The sequence below is a fragment of the Mesorhizobium sp. P2_C4 genome (genome assembly GCF_056404575.1).
This window is the reverse complement of sequence record NZ_JBFUDT010000005.1, coordinates 58,215-78,660: the sequence shown is the minus strand read 5'-3', so window position 1 is coordinate 78,660 and position 20,446 is coordinate 58,215. Positions and strand designations below refer to the sequence as shown.

The window sequence follows — 20,446 nt, the reverse complement described above, 5'->3', positions numbered from 1 at the left end:
AGTTCATCCAAGCGAATGTAGCGGCCGGCGCGCCCGCCGCTACCGTCGCCTGGCAAAACCATCCCCAGCCCTTGCGCCCTGCCCGCCGATTGACCAATCTCTGCGACACTGTCATGAGCCGCGGTTGGGGATCGCACATGCCGACGCTTTATGCTCTGAAACCAGCCTTCCAGGCCAAGCTGCGGCCGCTGGCCGACCGACTGGCCAAAGCCGGCGTCACCGCCAACCAGATCACGCTGCTCGCCGCCGCACTCTCCATCGTCACCGGCCTAGTGGTTGCGGCCTTTGCCTCCTATCGCGCGGTCTTCCTTTTGATGCCGGTGGTGCTGTTTGCGCGCATGGCGCTGAACGCCATCGACGGGATGCTGGCGCGGGAACACGGACAGGCCTCCAAGCTCGGCATGTATCTCAACGAACTCTGCGACGTCGTCTCCGACCTGGCGCTGATCCTGGCCTTTGCCACGCTCTTCCCGGGCTGGGGCGTGGTTGCTTTCGCCATCGCAGCGGTCATCGCGGAATATGCCGGCGTGCTCGGCGTCGCCGCCGGCAGCGGGCGCAACTATGCCGGGCCGTTCGGCAAAAGCGATCGGGCGCTGGCGCTCGGCGTCATCGCTTTTCTCCTCGCCTGCGGCCTTTGGGTCGAGGCGATCGCGCCGTTTGTGTTTCCGGCCATGGCTACACTGTCGTTGATAACCGCCATCAACCGGATACGCAGCGGCCTTAGAGCGGGTGGCAACTGATGCCCCACCGCCAGAGGGAAGCCATGATCCACCAGCAGAATATCGCCGCGCCGAAAAACCTCGAGCGGGTGGCACAGGAGCGGACCTTCAAGAGCCATGACGGCACCGAGATCTTCTACCGCTACTGGCCGGCGGTCGGGGAAACGCCCAAGGGCGCCATCCTGTTGTTCCATCGCGGCCACGAGCATGGCGGGCGGATGGCGCATCTGGTTGATGAACTGGCCATGCCCGACCACGCCTTCTACGCCTGGGACGCGCGCGGCAATGGCCGCTCGGCCGGCGAGCGCGGCTATGCACCGTCCTTTGCTGCCTTGGTGCGCGACATCGATTGTCTGGTGCGCGAAATCGGCAGAGACGGCTTTGGCCAGCGCGACATCGCGCTGATCGCGCAATCCTTCGGTGCGGTGCTGGCCGCCGCCTGGGTGCATGATTATGCGCCCGATATCCGCGCGCTGGTGGTGGCCTCGCCGGCCTTTTCGGTGAAACTCTACGTGCCCTTTGCCAAGGAAGGCATTGCGCTGTGGCAGAAGCTCAAGGGCCGCTTCTTCGTCAATTCCTACGTCAAGGCAAAATTCCTGACGCATGATGCCGAGCGCATCGCCTCCTTCGACGCCGATCCGCTGATCACGCGGCCAATCGCCTCCAACCTGCTGGTCGAGCTCTATGCTCATGCCGACCGCATCGTCGCCGACGCCCGCGCCATCACCGTGCCGACGCAGTTGCTGATCTCGGGCAGCGACTGGGTGGTGCGGCACGGCCCGCAGCACGAGTTCTTCGTCAATCTGGCGAGCCCAGCCAAGGAGCGGCATGTGCTGCCCGGCTTCTTCCACGACACGCTGGGCGAGCGCGACCGCAGCCAGGCGCTCGACCTGATCCGGCCGTTCCTCGAAAAGCAGTTCGCCGCACCGGAAAAGCAGATCGACCTGACCAGCGCCGACCGCGCCGGCTACACACGCGACGAGTCCGACAAGCTGGCCTCGCCGCTGCCGCTTTTGTCGCCAAAGGGCCTCTACTGGGCAATGAGCCGCGCCTCGATCCGCATGGGCGCCTGGCTGTCCACGGGCATGAAGACGGGCATCGCCACCGGCTTCGATTCCGGTTCGACGCTCGACTATGTCTATGAGAACGAAGCGCGTGGCATCAGCCCTGTCGGCCGCATGATCGACCGCACCTTCCTCGACGCCATCGGCTGGCGTGGCATCCGCCAGCGCAAACTGCATCTGGAAGAGCTGATCGGTTCGGCCACCAAGACGCTGAAGGCCGCCGGGCGGCCCGTGCACATCGTCGACATCGCCGCCGGCCATGGCCGCTACGTGCTCGATGCCGTCGCCAAATGTGCCGAGCCGCCAGCGAGTGTGCGGCTGCAGGATTATTCCGAGCTCAATGTGGGGCTCGGCCGCAAGCTGATCGCCGCGCGCCAGCTGCCGCAAAGCGTCACCTTCCGCCAGGCCGACGCCTTCGATGCCGCCATGCTTTGGGGCCTCGACCCGGCGCCTGACCTCGCCATCGTCTCCGGGCTCTACGAGCTGTTTGCCGACAACGCGCTGATCGCCCGCTCGCTGGGTGGATTGGCCAGCGCCATGCAGCCCGGCAGCCTGCTGCTTTACACCAACCAGCCCTGGCACCCGCAGCTTGAAATGATCGCGCGCAGCCTGACTTCGCATCGCGGCGGCCAGGCCTGGGTGATGCGGCGGCGCACGCAAGGCGAGATGGACCAATTGGTTTCGGCGGCCGGCTTCGAGAAGATCGACCAGCGCATCGACCAGTGGGGCATCTTCACCGTTTCGGTCGCGCGGTGCGTCTGAGAACCATGGCCGTGCCCATCTCCGATCCTGCCCCTGCCCCGGCGCGAGAACCCTATTTTGGCATCGTGCTCAGGGCCGCACTTTGGCTGGCATTGCTGGCGCCGCTGTTCTACTCGACCTACGGCTTCGCCAACTGGCTGGCATCGCAGCGCGACCATGTCGGCAGCATCGTCTTTGGCTGGGAACATCTCATTCCGTTCATGGCCTGGACGATCGTGCCCTATTGGTCGATCAACCTGTTCTATGGCCTGTCGCTGCTGCTCAACGACACGAAGAGCGGCGTCAACGGCCTCGCCGGCCGTTATCTCACCGCGCAATTCGTTGCCGTCTCTTGCTTCATCCTGTTTCCGCTGACGGCGACTTTCGTGCGGCCAGCGACCACAGGCTTGCCGGGCTTCCTGTTTGCAGTGCTCGGCGGCTTCGACAAGCCGTTCAACCAGGCGCCGTCGCTGCACATCGCGCTGCTGGTGATCATCTGGGACCACTGGCGCCAGGCCCTGGGGCGGTTTCGTCTGGGCGGTGTCTTCAAACCCGTCTGGCACGCCTGGTGTTTTCTGATCGGCGCCTCGGTGCTGACGACATGGCAGCATCATTTCATCGACATCCCGACCGGCGCGCTGCTTGGCTTTTTTGCGCTGTGGCTGTTTCCGGCCCAGAGCGACCTGCCCTTCGCCGGTTTCAAGCTGACCACCGATCCGAAGGCGCGGCGGCTGGCGCGGTTCTATGCGCTGGGCGCGGCCTTTGCGCTGGCCGCGGCCGCAGCCGGGGCGTTCGTCTCAGCCATCGCGCTCATCCTGTTGTGGCCGGCGCTGGCGCTGGCCATCGTCGCCTTCGCCTATGCCGGGGCCGGCCCGCGTGTTTTTCAGAAAGCGGCCGATGGCAACGTGTCGCTGGCCAGCCGCATTTTGCTACAGCCTTACCGGCTTGGCGCCAGGGTCAATGTGTTGATATGGACGCGCAAACTTGAGCCTCAGGTGGCGATCACCGACGGCGTCTTCCTCGGCCGCTTTCCGACCGCCACCGAAGCCAACGGCTTCGGCACGGTGATCGACCTTGCCGGCGAGCTGGAGCGGCCGCGCGGCGCGACCGGCCGCTGGATCAGCGTTGCCATGCTCGACCTGGTGGCGCCACCCAGGGATACGCTGGAGCGAGCGGTGGCGTCGATCGAGCTGGCGCGCAGGCGCGGCACGGTGCTGGTCTGCTGCGCGCTCGGCTTCCAGCGCAGTGCTGTCGTGGTCGCCGACTGGCTGGTTGTGTCCGGCCGCTCGCACACGCCGGCGCAGGCGCGAAAAAAGCTCGCGGCGTCCGGCCGGCCGGTGCATCTTCACAGCGAGGTGGACAAGCCGGCATGAGCGTGAATTTTCCCGAGAAGGCCGAGGCGTTCGCCGCCGGGCTGATGCTGCAGGCGGCGTGGCCGATCCTGCTGGTGGTGGCCGCCTTGATGGCGGCGCCGGTCATTGGCCTGGTGGCCGCGCCGCAGACGACACCGGCAGCGGTCGCATGGTTGGTTGCCGCAGCGAGCGCCGTGGCCACCCTCGCTCTCTCCGCCTTGCTTTTATTCGACGCGCTGTTGTTTCGGCTGATGGCCAGCCACGCCGGCGAGGCCGGCGGGGGTGCTGCGGTCGACGACGTGCTGGCGCGCATGCGGCTGAAACCCACCGCTGCCGGCGGCCGAACGCTCGACCAGCGCATGGCAGGCACGCGCCGCCTGCTTGCGAAGCAGCGCATTGCCTTCGCCCTGTTTGCGGTGGCCTCGTTCGTCGCGGCATTGCTTTGAGCCCGTCGATGACAAAGCTTCACATTCGCGCCAACACCTTCACCTTGCTGCAGACGGTGACCTCGGTCGGCCTGTCGGCGCTGGCCTGGGTGGTGACCGGTGTGCGGCCGATCTGGAATGGCAGCCAGCCGTCGGAGCGGCAGCGCATCTACTTCGCCAACCATGCCAGCCATGGCGACTTCATCCTGCTGTCGGCGTGCCTCAGCGAAAAGGTGCGAGCCCGCACCCACGCCGTGGCGGCGGCCGAATATTGGGGCAAGTCGCGGCTGCGCCGCTTTATCGCCGAGGACATGCTGTCTTCCGTGCTCATCCACCGGCAGTGGACCGACGAGACGCAGAACCCGATTTCGATCATGCTGTCGGTGCTCGACGACGGCCACTCGCTGATCCTGTTTCCCGAGGGCACCCGCAACACGACCGACGCGGAATTACTGCCGTTCCGTTCCGGCCTCTACAATCTGTCGATGGCGCGGCCCGAGGTCGAGCTCATCCCGTGCTGGATCGAGAACATGTCGCGCGTGCTGCCCAAGGGCCAGTTCCTGCCGGTGCCGCTTTTGTGCCGCGTCGTCTTCGGCCCGGCGGTGACGATTGCGCCCGGCGAGGAACGCCGCGCCTTTCTCGAGCGCGCCCGCCTGACGCTGCTTGCGCTCAACCCCCGCCCGGATCGAGACGACTGATGCCACTTTCGCTGCCGCCGATGCATGAAACCATGATCCTGGTAATCGGCCTGGTCGGCGTGCTGTCGACTGCGAGCCTCGTCGCCGGCATCCTGTCGTGGCGGGCGCCCAAGCCGCTGTCCTCGGGGCTCACCAACCTCAACCAGCGCATCAACGCCTGGTGGGTGATGGTGGTGGCGATCACCGTTGCCTTCTTTTTCGGCCGCACCGGCATGACCATCCTGTTTGCGCTTATCTCGTTTGCGGCACTGCGCGAATTCGTGACGCTGACGCACAGCCGGCGCAGCGACCACTGGGTGCTGCTCGGCATGTTCGGCATCATCATCCCGTTCCAATACTGGCTGGTATGGACCGCCTGGTACGGGCTCTTCACCATCTTCATCCCGGTCTACTGCTTCCTGTTGATGCCGGCGATCACCGCGCTCAATGGCGACACCGAGCGCTTCCTCGAGCGCGTTTCGGCGCAGCAATGGGCGATCATGATCTCGGTCTATTTCGTCAGCCACGTGCCGGCGCTGCTGACGCTCAACGTGCCCGGCTTCGAAGGCCGCAACCTTTTGCTCATCGCCTTCCTGATCATCACCGTGCAAGGCAGCGACGTGCTGCAATACATTTTCGGCAAGCTGTTCGGAAAACACCTGCTGTCGCCGACCGTGTCGCCGTCAAAAACCTGGGAAGGGTTGGTCGGCGGGCTGGCGGCGTCGAGCCTGCTTGGCGCGCTGCTGTCGTTCCTGACGCCGTTTTCGCCGCTGCAGGCGGCGGGCGTCGCCTTCATCGCCTGCCTGATGGGCTTTCTCGGCGGGCTGGTCGCGTCGGCCATCAAGCGCGACCAGGGCGTCAAGGACTGGGGCCATCTGATCGAAGGCCATGGCGGCATGATGGACCGCGCCGACAGCCTGGTCTTCGCCGCCCCGGTGTTCTTTCACACGGTCCGCTATTTCTGGACCGTGTGAAAGAACGAAACCGTCCGGACCGGTCTAGCGGCTGAGATCGAGCGCTGCGCTCAAATCACCCATTGGCGGCTGGTCGTTGTTGCGCAACGCCTTGTCGCGGGCGACGATGCCGGGAAGCACCGGCAAATCGTAACGCTCGGTGATGAAGCGCAGGATCGACGCCGTGTCGTATTGCGTGTGATCGACGGTTCCCGCTTTCGCATAGGGCGAGATGATGAAGGCCGGGATGCGGTTGCCCGGTCCCCAGCGATCGGCCTTCGGCGGCGCGACATGATCCCAGAAGCCGCCATTCTCGTCATAGGTGACGACGACCAGCATGTGGCCCCATTGCGGGCTTTTTTCCAGATGCGAAACGATGTCGGCGAGATGCTGGTCGCCGCTGCCGACATCGGCATAGCCGCCATGCTCGTTGAGATTGCCCTGCGGCTTGTAGAAGCTCACCGCCGGCAGTTTGCCATCGTCGATATCCTTGATGAACGCCACACCGTCGAGGCCGCCGTCCTTCAGATGCTCGGCGCGGGCAGCCGTGCCGGGCGCATAGGCGGCGAAGTAATTGTAGGGCTGGTGATGGAACTGGAAGTTCGGCACCGGCGTCGCATTCTTGCCGCCGAGCGCGGCCTGCCAGGCGCCGGAGTACCAGGCCCAGGCGATGCCCCGCAGCGACAGGAGATCGCCGATGGTGATCTCGTGCTGCGGTGGCAGCGTGGTCGGCGCCGCCGGGTCGGCAAGCGCCTTGTCGCCGCCTTCGGCCGGTTTGTTGGCGCTCGGCTGATAGGGCGGCTGCATGGTGTTGACCGCGTAAAAATCAGGCGTGATGGCGCCGTCATTGACGAATTTTGGCGCGCCGCCGAGCGCCGACGGCGGCGAGTTGTCGGCGACCTTCAGCGTCTTGCCGTCGGCGTCCACAACCGCGATCTGATCCTTGATCGGGCTGGTGTCCGCGTGCGGATAGACTGGCACGCAAGCGCAGGCCAGCTGGAAATGGTTGATGAAGGAGCCACCGAAGGCGCCCTGGAAGAAATTGTCGGCCAGCACGTATTTTTTCGCCACCGCCCACATCGGCAGGACGGAGCCGTCATAGTGGCCCATGACGACGCTGCCCGAGTCGGCCCAGGCGACGAACTTGTCGTTGCGGCCGCCATTGATCTGCATCTGCTCCTGATAGAAGCGATGCCAGAGGTCGCGGGTGATGACCGAGCTCTTCAGATTGAAGCCGTTGGGATCGTCGATGGCGAAACCGGCGTTGGCGAGATGCGCGGTCTGCGCCTCAGTCACCGGCGGGGTGACGCCCTTGCCGGTCAAGCCGCCCCAGGCCGGCGGCAATTCGGCCAGCGGCTTGCCGTCGCGATCAAGCTGGCGCACCTGGTCGGCCGGCGCGTTGGAGAGGCCATTGGCGCCGGGGAAGCCGCCATAAAGGTTATCGAAGCTGCGGTTCTCGGCATAGATGACGACAACCGTGTCGATCTTGTCGTAACCGGCGGGAGCGGCGCTGGCCACTGTCGTGAAGGAAGCCAGCGCTGAGCCGGCCAGATAAAGCGAATTGAAGAGCTTGAGCCTCGACATGGAAGTACCTCATGGCTGGATGGTGGCTAGAGGGGGCAATGCATGGCCGGGGGCGACGAACCACAGGCATGCAGGTACTTCGATGCCTTGTCACCTTTGTGACAGTCTCGACCTTTGCGAACACGGTTGCGTGAGTGCGGGAACCGGTCATCAATCCGTTGCAGTGCTTCCTTATTTCCGCAACGAAAATCGGGCTGAGCCACATGACTGCTGGACGATGGAAGAGCCAGACGATCGCGGTCGTCGCGGCGTCGGTGCTTGGCCTCGCCGCGATGGCGCCGGGAAACACGGCCGAACCGGATGGCGTTCATCCCGGACCGCTGCCGCGCGCGCAAGCCTTTGCCAGGGCGACGGCCTTGACCGCACTCGGCCGCAAGCTGTTCTTCGATCCGTCGCTGTCGGCCTCGGGCCTGCAATCCTGCTCTTCCTGCCATGATCCAAAACGTGCCTTCGGTCCAGCTTCGGCCACACCTGTCGAGATGGGCGGTCCCAAGATGGACCAGCCGGGACTGCGCGCCGTGCCGTCGCTGCGCTATCTCCAGGCGACGCCTGCCTTCACCGAGCACTTTTACGATTCCGACGACGAAGGCGATGAGAGCGTCGACAATGGTGCGACCGGCGGCCTGACCTGGGACGGTCGTGTCGATCGCGGGCAGGATCAGGCGAAGATCCCGCTGCTATCGCCGTTCGAGATGGCCAACAAAACTGCCGGCGATGTCACTGCCGCACTGCGCAAAGCCGCCTACGCCGACGACTTCAGGGCGGTTTTCGGCGACCAGGTATTCGACCATCCGGACGATGCTTTTGACGCGGCTGCCGAAGCGCTCGGCACGTTCGAGCAGAGTGCCGCCGATTTCTATCCCTATTCCAGCCGCTACGATGCTTTCCTCGCCGGCAGGGCGACACTGTCGGTGCAGGAATTACGCGGGCGCGCTTTGTTCGAGGATGAGGCCAAGGGCAACTGCGCCAGCTGTCACCTCAGCGAGCCGGCCAATGACGGCGAGCCGCCGCAGTTCACCGATTACGGTTTCCTCGGCATCGGCGTACCGCGCAACCCGGCAATTTCCGCCAACGCGGATCCGAATTATTTCGATCTCGGCCTGTGCGGCCCGCTGCGCATCGACCTCATGGGCCGGACCGCGTATTGCGGCCTGTTCCGCACGCCGACGCTGCGCAACGTGGCGCTGCGCAAAAGCTTCTTCCACAACGGTTATTTCCACTCGCTGCGCGACGCGGTCGCCTTCTATGCGAGCCGCGATACCGATCCCGGCCGCTGGTATCCGAAGGCCGCCGACGGCACGGTTCGCAAGAATGATGACCTGCCCAAGGTTTATTGGCCCAACCTCAACCAGGACCCACCCTTCGGCAAGAAGCCCGGCGACAAGCCCGCACTGACCGATCCGGAAATCGACGACATCGTCGCCTTTCTCCAGACCCTTACCGATGCCGACCAGCAGGCCGACGCGGCACCTTGAGCCTCGGATCGGCTCAGCCGCGGATCGCGCGACCTGCCTGCTGCAGCAATTCGAAGGCGGCGAAGCGCTTGTCGTGCCAACCCTTCAGGGTGCCATTCGCCGGCCGATAAATCTCGCCGATGCGCGACATGCCGGTCATCGCCGATATCACGTCGGGATAGATTTTCGCTGCCACCGCGCCCAACATGGCGGAGCCGAGCAGCACCGGTTCGGGCGACGTCGATCCGGCGACCGTCAGCCCTGTGGTGTCGGCCAACAGCTGGCGCACCAGTTCGCTTTGCGCGGCGCCACCGCTGACGACGATGGTGTCGATGGCTATGTTTTTTTCGGCCATCGCCGCCACGATCTGGCGCACGCCATAGCCGAGCCCGCACAGGCCGGCGACGTAGAGCGCGACCAGGTTCTCGATGGAAGTGTCCATGCCGAGACCGGCGATCAGCGCCTTGGCCTCAGGGTCGGCGAAGGGCGAACGGTTGCCGAGGAATTCGGGCACGACATGCAGGCCATCCGCCAGACGCGCCGCCTCGGACAATGAGGCTGACTGCGTTGCCGCCTGCTGGCCAAGCCAGGCCGCGAGGCTGGTGCCTTGCGCCTTGGCCTTTGCAGACGCTTCGACCGAGGCTGGGTGAAAGGCGATGAGATGATCGATCGCCGCGCCCGCCGCCGACTGACCGCCTTCGTTGAGCCATAGGCCCGGCACCATCGAGGAGAAATACGGGCCCCAGACGCCCGGCACGAAGGCCGGTTCGCGGGTGCTGGCCATGGTGCAGGCCGAGGTGCCGAAGACATAGGCCATACGCGATTGCAGCGTACCGACATCACCTTTGCCGCCGACGGTGCCGACGCCGCCGGCATGGGCGTCGATCAGCCCGGCGGCGACCGGCGTACCAGGCAGCAGGCCGAGTTCGTTGGCAGCGGTCGCGGTCAGGCCTTGAGCGAGTGCGGTGCCACCCTCGACGATCTCGGTGCCGATCCGGGCAAAGCCTTCGTCGGCGAGCTGGCCAAGGCCGATGGCGCGGAAATACGCCTCGTCCCAGCGCCGCTCATGGCCGAGATAGGTCCATTTGCAGGTGACCGTGCAGATCGAGCGCGCCAGGCTGCCGGTCGAGCGCCAGGTCAGGTAGTCGGTCAGGTCGAAAAAATGGTCCGCCGCGGCAAAACTCTCGGGCAGGTTTTCGCTCAGCCAGAGCAGTTTTGGCGTCTCCATCTCCGGCGAGATGGTGCCGCCGACATAGTCGAGCACGCTATGCTTACCGGCATTGATGCGCTGCGCCTGCTCGAGCGCGCGATGGTCCATCCAGACGATGATGTTGCGCTGGCTGTCACCCGACCGGCCGGCCGGCAACGGCGCCCCGCCCTGCCCAACCACCACCAGCGAGCAGGTCGCGTCGAAGCCGATGCCGGCAATGTCGCGCGGACCAAGCCCGGACTTCGCCACGGCTTCGCGCACGCTGGCGCAGACCGCGCGCCAGATATCCTCGCTCGACTGCTCGGCGATTTCGCCCGACTCGATGAACAGCGCGATATCGCGCTTCGCCGACGCCAGCATGGCGCCGTCAGCGTCGAACACCCCTGCCCTGGCGCTGCCGGTGCCGACATCGATGCCGAGGAAGTGGGAGGGCATGGGGGAACCTCGAGGGTTTGGCGAGTAGTGAATAGCGAGTAGCGAGTAGCGAGTAGCGAGTAGCGAGTAGCGAGTAGCGAGTAGCGAGCGATAATTTTGCTATTCGCTATTGGCTACTCCCTATTCGCTCCTACAAATCATTGCTCTGCGGCAGGATCACCAGATCCCGAATGGTGATGTTGCGCGGGCGCGTCAGCATGAACACCACGGCTTCGGCGACTTCGGCGGGTTGCATCAGGCCGCCAGCGGCCAGTTCCTCGTCGAGCTTTTCCTTCGGCCAGTCGCTGATCAGTGCCGTCACCACGGGTCCCGGCGCCACGGCGCCGACGCGCAGGCCATGTTTGGCGACCTGGCGGCGGACCGTATGGACGAAGGCCTGCACCGCGTGCTTGGAGGCGGTGTAGATCGGCTCCCAGACGACGGGAACGAGCCCGGCGATCGAACTGGTGACGATGATGTCGCCGGTCTTGCGCTCGACCATGTGCGGTAGCACGGCGTGCACGGAGCGGAACACCGCATTGATGTTGAGGTTGAGCATGCGATCCCAGGCATCGGGATCGCCGCCGAGGATTTCGCCGCCGACATAGGCGCCGGCATTGGCATGGAAGATGTCGAGCTGGCCGGCCTTCTCCAGGATCTGCGGCATCATCGTCGCGACGCTGGAAGGCTTCATCAGATCGACCACCACGGGAAGCGCGTTGGGACCGAGCTCGGCGCAGACCTCCTTCAGCCTGTCCTCGGCGCGGTCCACCAGCACGACGCGTACGCCGGCGGCGATCAGCGCCCTGGCACATTCGAGCCCGATGCCCGATGCGGCGCCGGTGATTGCCGCGACTTTTCCACTCAAATCCTGAGCCATTTTCTTATTCCTGTTACTGGGTTCAGGCTCGGCCGTGGGAAACCCGCGAGCGGCGCGCCAAGGAGTCGACGATGACCGCGATCGCCAGAACGGCGCCGGTGATCATGTAGCGAAGCGACGATGACAGATCGAGCAAGGTCAGCCCGCTGGCGATCGACTGGATGACGATGATGCCGAGCAGTGCGGAATAGGCGCTGCCGCGGCCGCCGAACAGGCTGGTGCCGCCGATGACGGCTGCCGCGATGGCGTTGAGGTTGACGTCGCCGGTGCCGGCCTGCTGGCTGGCCGAGGCAAGCCGTGCGGCCGACAGCACACCACCGAGGGCGGCGAACATCGAGCACACCGCAAAGGCGCTGAGATAGATCAGCCGCACCTTGATGCCGGCGCGGCGCGCCGCCTCGCGGTTGCCGCCGACGGCGGTCATCGAGCGACCCCATTTCGTGCGGGTCAGCGCATAGTTCATCGCCACGACCAGGCCAACGAACAGGCCGAACATCCACGGAATGCCACGCGCCTGGTTGAGATAGGCGACGATCAGCTCGAGCACGATGGTCAAGGCTGCGACCTTTACGACCAGGCCGCTCGCCGACGGCGCCGACAGGTTGACAGCACGGCGGCGGCTGACGGTGCGCAGGCCAGTGATCAGCATGACGATGCCGGGAACGGCCGCCAGTGCGAAGGACACCCATTTGGGCATGACCAAGAGCTGGCCGAAATTCACCAGGTTCGAGCCGTAAGGCAGATTGATCGAACCGGTGGAGCCGAGGATATAGAGCTGCAGCCCAAGCACCGCGAGCAGGCCGGCCAGCGTCGAGACGAAGCTCGGCATGCCAAGCCGGTTGAACAGCAGCGCATAGAGCGAGCCGATCAGCGCACCGAAGGCGACCGCGGCGAGGATGGCGAGCGCCACCGGCCAGCCCTGGTTGACCCACAGCGTGCCGACAAGGGCCGAGGCGAAACCACTGATCGAGCCGACCGACAGGTCGATCTCGCCGACCATCAGCACGCAGACGATGCCGAGCGCGATGACGCCGACGGTCGAGCAGTCAAACAGGAGATTGACCAGGTTGCTCGAGGAGACGAACACCGGATTAAGCGTGGTGAACACCGTCCAGATGATCACAAGTCCGACGACGACCGGCAGCGAGCCGAGATCGCCCGAACGCACCCGGTCGAGGAAGGCGCTGATCGTGCCGCCAACCCCTGTCGCGTGCTTGACGCGCACGTCGCTGCGGTCGAGCGCCGTCGACGCCGAGGTGTCGTGCTTGGGCTCCGCGCTCATGGCCGCTGCTCCTGCTTGTGCTCTTGCCCGGGTTTTTGCTCCAGCCTGCGTCGCTCGGCACGGCGCGACACCGCATTGTTCGAGGCGCCGGTGATGGCGCTGACCAGTTCCTGGTTCGAGGCGTCGGGTTCGAAGACGCCGTTGTTGCGGCCGAGCCTGAGCACGACGATGCGGTCGGCGACGGCGCGCACGTCTTCCATATTGTGGCTGATCATCAGAACGCCGAGGCCGCGCTCGCGCACCCGGTCGATCAGGTTCAGCACCTCCGCCGTCTGGGCAACGCCGAGTGCGGCGGTCGGCTCGTCGAGCAGGATGAGTTTCGGTTCGAGCAACAGCGAGCGGGCGATCGCAACCGTCTGGCGCTGGCCGCCGGACAGCGAGGCGACCGCTTCGCGCACGCTCGGAATCCGTGCCGACAATTCGTTGAGCAGCGTCCAGGCGCGGATTTCCATCGCCACCTCGTCCAGCCGCAGCGGATTGAGCTCCTTGCCGAGAAAAATGTTGGCGACGACGTCGAGGTTTTCGCACAGCGCCAGGTCCTGGAAGACGGTGGCGATGCCCAGCGTCAGCGCCGCGCTGGGGTCGGGCATCGTCACTTGCCGACCACGAAAATTGATCGTTCCCGAGCTTGGCTGGTGGACGCCGGCGAGGATCTTGACCAGCGTCGACTTGCCGGCGCCATTGTCGCCGACCAGCGCCACCACCTCGCCGGCATGCACGTCGAGATCGATATCGGTCAGCGCCGAAACGGCGCCGAAATTCTTCGAGATGCCGCGCAGGCTGAGCACCAGCTCGCCTGTGGCAACCGGTCCGTCAGAAATGTCGGTCATGGATGGCAAGCCTTTCCGGAGGGCCGGTCAAGAGTGACTTGTGGACTTCCGGCTGCCACAAGACGGCCGGAAGTCCAGATCAGGATTCTACGTCTTCCTTTTATGCATGTCGTTGTCCCAAAACCGCTGGGCACTTTTGGGCGACATGCATTGTCAGTTGGTGATGCCGAGCTTCTTGCAGCCTTCGACATAACGGTCGACGCAAAGCTCGGCGGCCATGTTGATCTTCTTGTCGATGATCTCGGCCTTGAGGTTTTCCTGCGTCACCACCGCCGGCGTGAACAGCTGCGAGGGCGTATCGTAGAGCGTCATTTCGGCTTTCGGCGTTTCGCCCGACAGCAGCTTGACGGCGACGTTGGCGGCAGCCGCCGCGACGATCTCGCTCGGCTTGGAGATGGTGTTGTACTGGTCGCCGGCGATGATCAGTTGCAGTGCCGCTATGGTCGCGTCATTGCCCGTGACCGGCGGCACCGGATCGACGCCGGCTGCCTTGAAGGCGGCGATGGCGCCGCCACCGGTGCCGTCATTGGCGGCGACAACGCCGAGGATCTTGGTCGAGAAGCGGGTGATCTGGCCGCTCGCCCACTGCTGTGCCTTCGGTGGCGCCCATTCCGGCGTGTCGAATTCGGCCAGGATCGGATAGCCGCTGTTGTCGAGGCTGGAGTGGATGCCTTTCTTGATCAGGCCGGCGGCCGCGTCGGTCGGCGAGCCGTTGATCTGCAGCAGGCCACCGCTGGCGGGATCGACCTTCAGCGCCTTCAGGTGCTCGACCAGCGAATCCGCGATCGCCTTGCCGATGCCTTCATTGTTGAAGGAGACGTAGAAATCGGCCGGAGCAGTCGGGATCGGCCGGTCATAGGCGATGACCTTGACGCCCTGGCTCTGCGCCAGCTTGACCAGCGAGGCTGCGGCGGTCGAGTCGACCGGGTCGAGCACGATCGCCTTGGCGCCTTGCGAGATGACGGAGTTGAACTGCTGCTGCTGGCGCGAGGCGTCGGCATCGGCGTTCTGGTAGAGCACCTTGCAGCCGGGGCAGAGTTTTTTCATCTCGGCGACGAAGCCGGGATAGTCGTGCTGCTCGTAGCGCGTCGAGGCCTGGTCGGGCATCAGGAAGGCAACCGTGGCGTCGGTGACCTCAGCGGCAAAGGCGGCGGTGCCGCTCAGCAGAGAGAGCGCCAGTGCTGCTGCACCGGTCGATTTCCAAGCAAATCTGGTCATTCGAATGTCTCCGTTTCAAGGAATGGTTTCACGATGGGCCTGACGCGCATTTCCAGCGCCCGGGCCCTTGACTGCAAGTCGAACAGTTGAGAGGATTTTTTGCCCGAAACATCGGCGGGATCCGCCTGGATCATCGCTCTGTTCTGGTTCTATCCTCTTGATATTGCTGGATTTCAGGACAAGCGATCTCCAGCACGGAGCGCCTCCAACGCGCCCCGCGTTCTTTCCTTCTGCTAATGTTCAGGCTCCTCCCGGTCCTCCCTGTTAGGCGGCAATCTCCGCGCTTATGTTTTCCGCCAGCAAGGCCCGAAAGCGCGAAGGCGACATCGCCTTCTGCGCCAGGAACTGGCGGTTGAAATTCGAGATGTTGTTGTAGCCGGCGGCGTAGCAGATCTCGGTGATCGACATCTGGTCCTCGCTCATCAAGAGCTGGCAGGCGAGATTGATGCGCAGCCGGTTGACGTACTGGACCAGCGCCATGCCGGTGTGGCGGCGGAAGCTGCGCGAAAACGCGCTGGGGCTGCGGCCGGCAATGGCGGCAAGGTCGCTTTCGCTGAACGGCTCGGTCAGATGCGCGTTGATGTAGGCAAGCGCCTTGTTGACGCCGGCCGACATGAAGCCGGAGGGGTCAGGCAGGTAGCTGGCGCTGGTAAGCGTCCGCACATCGGCGGCGCGGCTCAGAATATCGATGAGTTCCATGAACAGCGCGATGCGGCGCACGCCTTGTGCCTCCACCAGTTCCGCCAGCACCGGCCCGGCAAGTTCTGCCGTGGCAGCCGAAAACAGCGCGCCGCGGCGGCTGAGTTCCAGAATGCCGGTGCAGCCGGCGAGCTCGGGAAGTGCTGTGGTGGCGTCGGCGATGAATTCTTGCGAGAACTGGACGACGCGGCCACGCAGCGGCACGCAAACGCCGGCCGGCACGTCGCTCACCCAATTGTGCGGCAGGTTCGGGCCAGTGAGCACGAGGTTGCCGGGCTCGAATTCGCCGATGAAGTCGCCGACGAAATAGCGGCCTGTGGTGGCGACGACGTGATGGATTTCGTATTCGGGATGGAAGTGCCAGCGCACGGTGTGAAAGGGGTAGCCGTGGGCCCAGGCCTTGAACGACTCGCCTCGTCTGATCTGGACAACTTCCAAGTCCGGATTCATCTTCGTTCCTCCCGGCGCCGGTCCGGTCGTGCGACCAGTTGCAGTGCCTTGTCCCGCAGGCCGCGTATGCCGCTCTCCGCAGTGATCAAAGCTTAGGCGGCAATTGTTGCAGCCGCCACCACGGTCTGTCCATGTGACTGATACTTTTTTGACATTTTTACGGTCGAGGCGACGCGTTTGCGAGTATGCGGGAGAGATCAAGCGCCCCAGACGACCGCCTGCTCGTGGCGTTTTATCAGGTGTTTCAAATTGTCGAAGCTCTGGCGGATGTGCCTGGCGAAGGCATCGACGGCCGGTGCGCGCGGCGTGTCGGCGCGCCTGAGCAGGCCGAGCGCGCGCTCGGGATGCGGGATGGCTACCGGCAGCGCCGTGATCGACTTGTCCCTGCGAAAGGCAAAGACGACACTGTGCGGCAGCACGGTCAGCGCGTCGGTTTCCTTCATGTAGTTGATGGCGCTGGTCAGCGATCCGCCGGAGTAGCGGATTTTTATCTCGGTTGCGCCGAGCGACAACAAAAGGCTGCGCAGGTCTTCCAGCAGCGGGCTGCCGGGCGGCGGCGCGATCCAGGGGTAGTCGAGCAGATCGCCGGTTTTCAACTTGCGGCGCAGCAGCAGCGGATGCGTAGCACGGCAAGCGACGACATTGCGTCCGGGCAGGATTTCGCGGAACTCCATGCCCGACCCCTCCTCCAGAATGTCGATCGGGCAGACGGCAAGGTCGATGCGGTCGGCATTGATGGCGGCGCGTAGGTCGGAGAGATAACCATAGCTCTGGTCGACGCGGACATCGGGATAGGCGTTCTGGAAATCGGCGATCATGCCGGAGATCAGCGCATCCATAAAGAACGGCGTGCCGCCGACCCGCACCACGCCCGAGCGGCCCTGACTGAAATTGGCGACGATGTCGGACGCCTTGCGCGAAGCCGCCAGCATCACCTGGCCATGATCGGCGAGCGCGCGGCCGAGCGGCGTCGGCTGCAGCGGCCGGCGCCCTTTGAGGAACAGCGGCTCGCCAAGCCGCTTCTCCAGCATTGACAAAGTGCGCGACACCGCCGGCTGCGACAGACCAATTAGGGCCGCGCCTTCGGTGACGCCGCCGGCCTGGACCACGGCCGCGAGCTGAACCAGATGCCGTTCGTCGAGTTTCATAACGATATGATATATTAATCCGAGGAGAAATCATCATCTTCATGCACGGCCTGCGTTAATGTCCCCTTCGCGAAGTGAAACCTGGGGAGGACCATGTCGCAGGCCGGCCCATCATCGTTCAACGAGGCCAACTCGTCCGAACTCGTCGCCCAGCGCCTGCTGAAGGCCACGGCCGGGCCGTTGCCGCAATTCCTGGCCAGCGTTGTCGATCATCTCCACCAGATCGTCCGCGAAACCCGCCCCACCGCCGCCGACTGGCGGCAGGCCATCGCCTTCCTTACCGAAATCGGCCATGCCAGCGACGAGAAGCGGCAGGAATGGGTTCTGCTTTCCGACCTGCTCGGTGTCACCGCGCTGGTCGAGGAGATCAACTCGCGGCGCCCAAGGGGCGCGACGCCCAACACCGGGCGCGGCCCATTCTATCGCGGCGACGCGCCACGGCTGCCGCTGGGCGCCGACATTTGCCTCGATGGAGTCGGTGCGCCGCTGACCGTCTCCGGGCGCGTCGCCGATCTCGACGGCATGCCGATTGCAGGCGCGACGGTCGAGACCTGGCAGGCGAATTCGCAAGGGTTTTACGAAAACCAGCAGCCGGACTTGCAGCCGGAATTCAATCTGCGCGGTGTCTTCTCCACCGACAAGGACGGCCGCTTTCACTACCGCACGGTCAAACCCGCCGGCTACAGCGTGCCGGATGACGGGCCGGTCGGGCAATTGCTCGGCCGCATCGGCTATCCGCTCAGCCGGCCGGCGCATCTGCATTTTCTCATCCGCGCCGACAATTTCGAGACGCTGACGACGCAAGTGTTCGAGCGCGGCGACCCGCGCCTCGACGAGGATGCGCTGTTCGGCGTCAAGCCGGAACTGGTCGGCGACTTCAACCGCGTCACGGGGCAAGGCCGCGACAGCTGGTCGCTCGACTTCGGCTTCGTCATGGTGATGGCGCGCAAGGGGAGCCGGGCAGCATGACACGTTCGTTCACCTATTCCGGCAGCCCGGCGCATATCGTCTTCGGCAATGGTGCCTCGGCCGATGTCGCAAGTTCGGTCGAAAAACTCGGCTGCAAACGCGCGCTGGTGCTGTCGACACCGCACCAGGCGGCCGATGGCGAGGCGCTGGCGAAAAAACTGGGGTCCTTGGCGGCCGGCACTTTTTCCGGTGCGGCCATGCACACGCCGGTCGAGGTTACCGAGGCGGCGATGGCCAAGGCAAGCGAGGTCAACGCAGACTGTGTCGTCGCGCTCGGCGGCGGCTCGACCACCGGCCTCGGCAAGGCGATCGCCTGGCGCACCGACCTGCCGCAGATCGTCATCCCGACCACCTATGCCGGCTCCGAGGTGACGCCGATCCTCGGCCAGACCGAAGCCGGCGTGAAGACCACGCTGCGTGACCCAAAAATCCTGCCGGAAGTGGTGATCTACGATCCCGAACTGACAATCGGATTGCCTGTCGCGATGAGCGTCACCTCCGGCCTCAACGCCATGGCGCATGCGGCCGAGGCGCTCTATGCGCAGGACCGCAATCCGGTCTCGACGCTGATGGCGAGCGAAGGGCTGCGCGCCCTGAAGGCAGCGCTTGCCGTGCTGGTGAAGGAGCCCAAGAATCTCGAAGCGCGCGGCGAAGCGCTCTATGGCGCCTGGCTGTGTGGCACGGTGCTCGGAACCGTCGGCATGGCATTGCACCACAAGATCTGCCACACGCTGGGCGGCTCCTTCGACATGCCGCATGCCGAGACCCATGCGGTGATGCTGCCGCACACGATCGGCTTCAACGCCGCCGCCGTGCCCGAGCTGCTGAAGCCGGTCGCCGACATGTTCGGCAGTGCGGGCGGCGGTCTGCATGATTTCGCCAAAGCCATCGGCGCGCCTCTGACGCTCAGGGAACTCGGCCTCAAGCAAGCCGATCTCGACCGCGCCGCCGAGATCGCCACGCAAAATCCATACTGGAATCCACGGCCTTTCGACCGTGCCGCAATCCGCGCCCTGTTGCAGGACGCGTGGGAGGGAAGACGCCCGCAGGACTGAAGACGAGCAGAGCTGAAGGTAACAAAGGGAGGAACAGCAATGATCACCAGACGCGAATTCATCAGGAACACCGCCGCGACCAGCGTGCTCGCCGGCACATCGGGGCTGGCCATGCCGGCGATCGCCCAGAACGCGCCGATCAAGCTCGGCTATGTCAGCCCGCAATCCGGCCCGCTGGCAGCCTTCGCCGAGGCCGACAAGTTCATCATCGACGGCTTTCTCGCCGCCACCAAGGCTGCCGGCCTCAACTACGAGGTCGTCGTCAAGGACAGCCAGTCGAACCCGAACCGGGCGGCGGAGGTCGCCAAGGAGCTGATCGTCAACGACAAGGTCAATCTGATGCTTGTCGCCTCGACGCCGGAGACCACCAACCCGGTCGCCACCACGTGCGAGGCCGAAGAAGTTCCTTGCCTGTCGACGGTGGCGCCCTGGCAGCCCTGGTTCATCGGCCAGCAAGGCAATCCCGGCGACCCGGCCTCATGGAAGCCGTTCAACTATGCCTACCATTTCTTCTGGGGGCTGGAAGACGTCATCGCCGTCTTCACCAACATGTGGGCGCAGGTCGAGACCAACAAGAAGGTCGGCGGGCTGTTTCCCAATGATGGCGACGGCAACGCCTGGGGCGACGGCACGGTCGGCTTCCCGCCGGTGCTGGCCAAGGGCGGCTACGGGCTGACCGACACCGGCCGCTACCAGAACCTGACCGACGATTTTTCGGCGCAGATCAACGCCTTCAAGGGCGCCTCGTGCGAAATTATCACCGGCGTGATGATCCCGCCCGACTTCACCACCTTCTGGAACCAGGCCAAGCAGCAGGGTTTCACGCCCAAGGTGGCCTCGATCGGCAAGGCGATCCTGTTCCCGCAATCGCTCGAGGCGCTTGGCAAGTCCGGTCACAATCTGTCGTCGGAGGTCTGGTGGACGCCGAACCATCCGTTCAAGTCGTCGCTGACCGGCGAAAGTTCGGCGCAGGTCGCCGCGGGCTTCACCAAGGCCACCGGCCGGCAGTGGACGCAGCCGATCGGCTTTGTCCATGCGCTGTTCGAGATCGCCGTCGATGTGATGAAGCGGGCCGGCGAAGCCGGTGATGGCGACAAGGTGGCGGCGGCAATCGCGGCGACCAAGCTCGACACGCTGGTCGGACCGATCGCCTGGGACGGCGCCAAGCTGCCGCCCTTCGCCGCCAAGAACGTCGCCAAGACGCCGCTGGTCGGTGGCCAATGGCGGCTGAAGGACGGCGGCGGCTACGATCTCGTCATCACCGACAACAAGACCGCGCCGAACATTCCGACCGGCGGCAAGATGGAAGCGATCGCCTAGCC

Annotated in this window: 18 protein-coding genes; 10 read left to right on the top strand and 8 right to left on the bottom strand. The window is 64.8% G+C overall.

Annotated elements, in window-relative coordinates; all coding sequences use genetic code 11:
- The first annotated feature begins 137 nt into the window (after positions 1-137).
- Genes AC1DX6_RS20500 through AC1DX6_RS20475 form a run of 6 tightly spaced genes read left to right on the top strand, consistent with a single transcriptional unit; the run spans position 138 to position 5,952 of the window.
- Positions 138-740, top strand: coding sequence for a CDP-alcohol phosphatidyltransferase family protein (locus tag AC1DX6_RS20500; RefSeq protein ID WP_477316645.1), 603 nt, complete (start codon positions 138-140; stop codon positions 738-740).
- 23 nt (positions 741-763) lie between these two features.
- Entirely contained in the window at positions 764-2,545 is a 1,782-nt protein-coding gene (locus tag AC1DX6_RS20495) for a bifunctional alpha/beta hydrolase/class I SAM-dependent methyltransferase (RefSeq protein WP_477317142.1), read from the top strand.
- 5 nt (positions 2,546-2,550) lie between these two features.
- Positions 2,551-3,897 carry a phosphatase PAP2/dual specificity phosphatase family protein gene (locus tag AC1DX6_RS20490; RefSeq protein ID WP_477316643.1) on the top strand — a complete coding sequence of 449 codons (1,347 nt, stop codon included), beginning with the start codon at positions 2,551-2,553 and terminating at the stop codon, positions 3,895-3,897.
- Positions 3,894-4,322 (top strand): hypothetical protein, encoded by a 429-nt coding sequence (locus AC1DX6_RS20485; protein WP_477316641.1) that lies wholly within the window; start codon positions 3,894-3,896, stop codon positions 4,320-4,322. The genes AC1DX6_RS20490 and AC1DX6_RS20485 overlap by 4 nt, the downstream gene beginning before the upstream one ends.
- An 8-nt stretch (positions 4,323-4,330) precedes the next feature.
- Entirely contained in the window at positions 4,331-4,999 is a 669-nt protein-coding gene (locus tag AC1DX6_RS20480; protein WP_477316639.1) for a lysophospholipid acyltransferase family protein, read from the top strand.
- Positions 5,000-5,019: 20 nt separating this feature from the next.
- Positions 5,020-5,952, top strand: coding sequence for a phosphatidate cytidylyltransferase (locus AC1DX6_RS20475; protein ID WP_477278190.1), 933 nt, complete (start codon positions 5,020-5,022; stop codon positions 5,950-5,952).
- Positions 5,953-5,976: 24 nt separating this feature from the next.
- Here AC1DX6_RS20475 and AC1DX6_RS20470 read toward each other — a convergent pair whose 3' ends face one another.
- Entirely contained in the window at positions 5,977-7,515 is a 1,539-nt protein-coding gene (locus AC1DX6_RS20470) for an acid phosphatase (RefSeq protein ID WP_477316637.1), read from the bottom strand.
- Positions 7,516-7,787: 272 nt separating this feature from the next.
- On the opposite strand from AC1DX6_RS20470, the gene AC1DX6_RS20465 reads away from it, so the two are divergent.
- Positions 7,788-8,990, top strand: a complete 1,203-nt coding sequence (locus AC1DX6_RS20465) for a cytochrome-c peroxidase (RefSeq protein ID WP_477317140.1) — start codon at positions 7,788-7,790, stop codon at positions 8,988-8,990.
- A gap of 13 nt (positions 8,991-9,003) precedes the next feature.
- Here AC1DX6_RS20465 and AC1DX6_RS20460 read toward each other — a convergent pair whose 3' ends face one another.
- From AC1DX6_RS20460 to AC1DX6_RS20430, 7 genes are all read right to left on the bottom strand, one after another.
- Positions 9,004-10,614, bottom strand: a complete 1,611-nt coding sequence (locus tag AC1DX6_RS20460; protein ID WP_477316635.1) for an FGGY-family carbohydrate kinase — start codon at positions 10,612-10,614, stop codon at positions 9,004-9,006.
- 130 nt (positions 10,615-10,744) lie between these two features.
- Positions 10,745-11,473: an SDR family oxidoreductase gene (locus AC1DX6_RS20455; protein ID WP_477316633.1), complete on the bottom strand. Its 729-nt coding sequence runs from the start codon at positions 11,471-11,473 to the stop codon at positions 10,745-10,747.
- Positions 11,474-11,495: 22 nt separating this feature from the next.
- Positions 11,496-12,755, bottom strand: a complete 1,260-nt coding sequence (locus tag AC1DX6_RS20450) for a sugar ABC transporter permease (RefSeq protein ID WP_477316631.1) — start codon at positions 12,753-12,755, stop codon at positions 11,496-11,498.
- Positions 12,752-13,585, bottom strand: a complete 834-nt coding sequence (locus AC1DX6_RS20445) for an ATP-binding cassette domain-containing protein (RefSeq protein ID WP_477316629.1) — start codon at positions 13,583-13,585, stop codon at positions 12,752-12,754. The genes AC1DX6_RS20450 and AC1DX6_RS20445 overlap by 4 nt, the downstream gene beginning before the upstream one ends.
- A 153-nt stretch (positions 13,586-13,738) precedes the next feature.
- Positions 13,739-14,803: an ABC transporter substrate-binding protein gene (locus AC1DX6_RS20440; RefSeq protein WP_477316627.1), complete on the bottom strand. Its 1,065-nt coding sequence runs from the start codon at positions 14,801-14,803 to the stop codon at positions 13,739-13,741.
- Positions 14,804-15,067: 264 nt separating this feature from the next.
- The gene (locus tag AC1DX6_RS20435; protein WP_477316625.1) at positions 15,068-15,952 is read right to left on the bottom strand and encodes a cupin domain-containing protein; all 885 of its coding nucleotides are present in this window, start codon (positions 15,950-15,952) and stop codon (positions 15,068-15,070) included.
- 197 nt (positions 15,953-16,149) lie between these two features.
- Positions 16,150-17,100: a LysR family transcriptional regulator gene (locus tag AC1DX6_RS20430; protein WP_477316623.1), complete on the bottom strand. Its 951-nt coding sequence runs from the start codon at positions 17,098-17,100 to the stop codon at positions 16,150-16,152.
- A 93-nt stretch (positions 17,101-17,193) separates the two neighbouring features.
- Between AC1DX6_RS20430 and AC1DX6_RS20425 the strand changes: the two genes are divergently transcribed.
- Genes AC1DX6_RS20425 through AC1DX6_RS20415 form a run of 3 tightly spaced genes read left to right on the top strand, consistent with a single transcriptional unit; the run spans position 17,194 to position 20,444 of the window.
- Entirely contained in the window at positions 17,194-18,069 is an 876-nt protein-coding gene (locus tag AC1DX6_RS20425; RefSeq protein ID WP_477316621.1) for a dioxygenase family protein, read from the top strand.
- A complete protein-coding gene (locus AC1DX6_RS20420) occupies positions 18,066-19,124 on the top strand; it encodes a maleylacetate reductase (RefSeq protein WP_477316619.1) in 1,059 nt (352 codons plus the stop codon). Before AC1DX6_RS20425 ends, AC1DX6_RS20420 begins: the two co-directional genes overlap by 4 nt.
- Before the next feature lie 39 nt (positions 19,125-19,163).
- Positions 19,164-20,444, top strand: a complete 1,281-nt coding sequence (locus AC1DX6_RS20415; protein ID WP_477316617.1) for an ABC transporter substrate-binding protein — start codon at positions 19,164-19,166, stop codon at positions 20,442-20,444.
- The last annotated feature ends 2 nt before the right edge of the window (positions 20,445-20,446 follow it).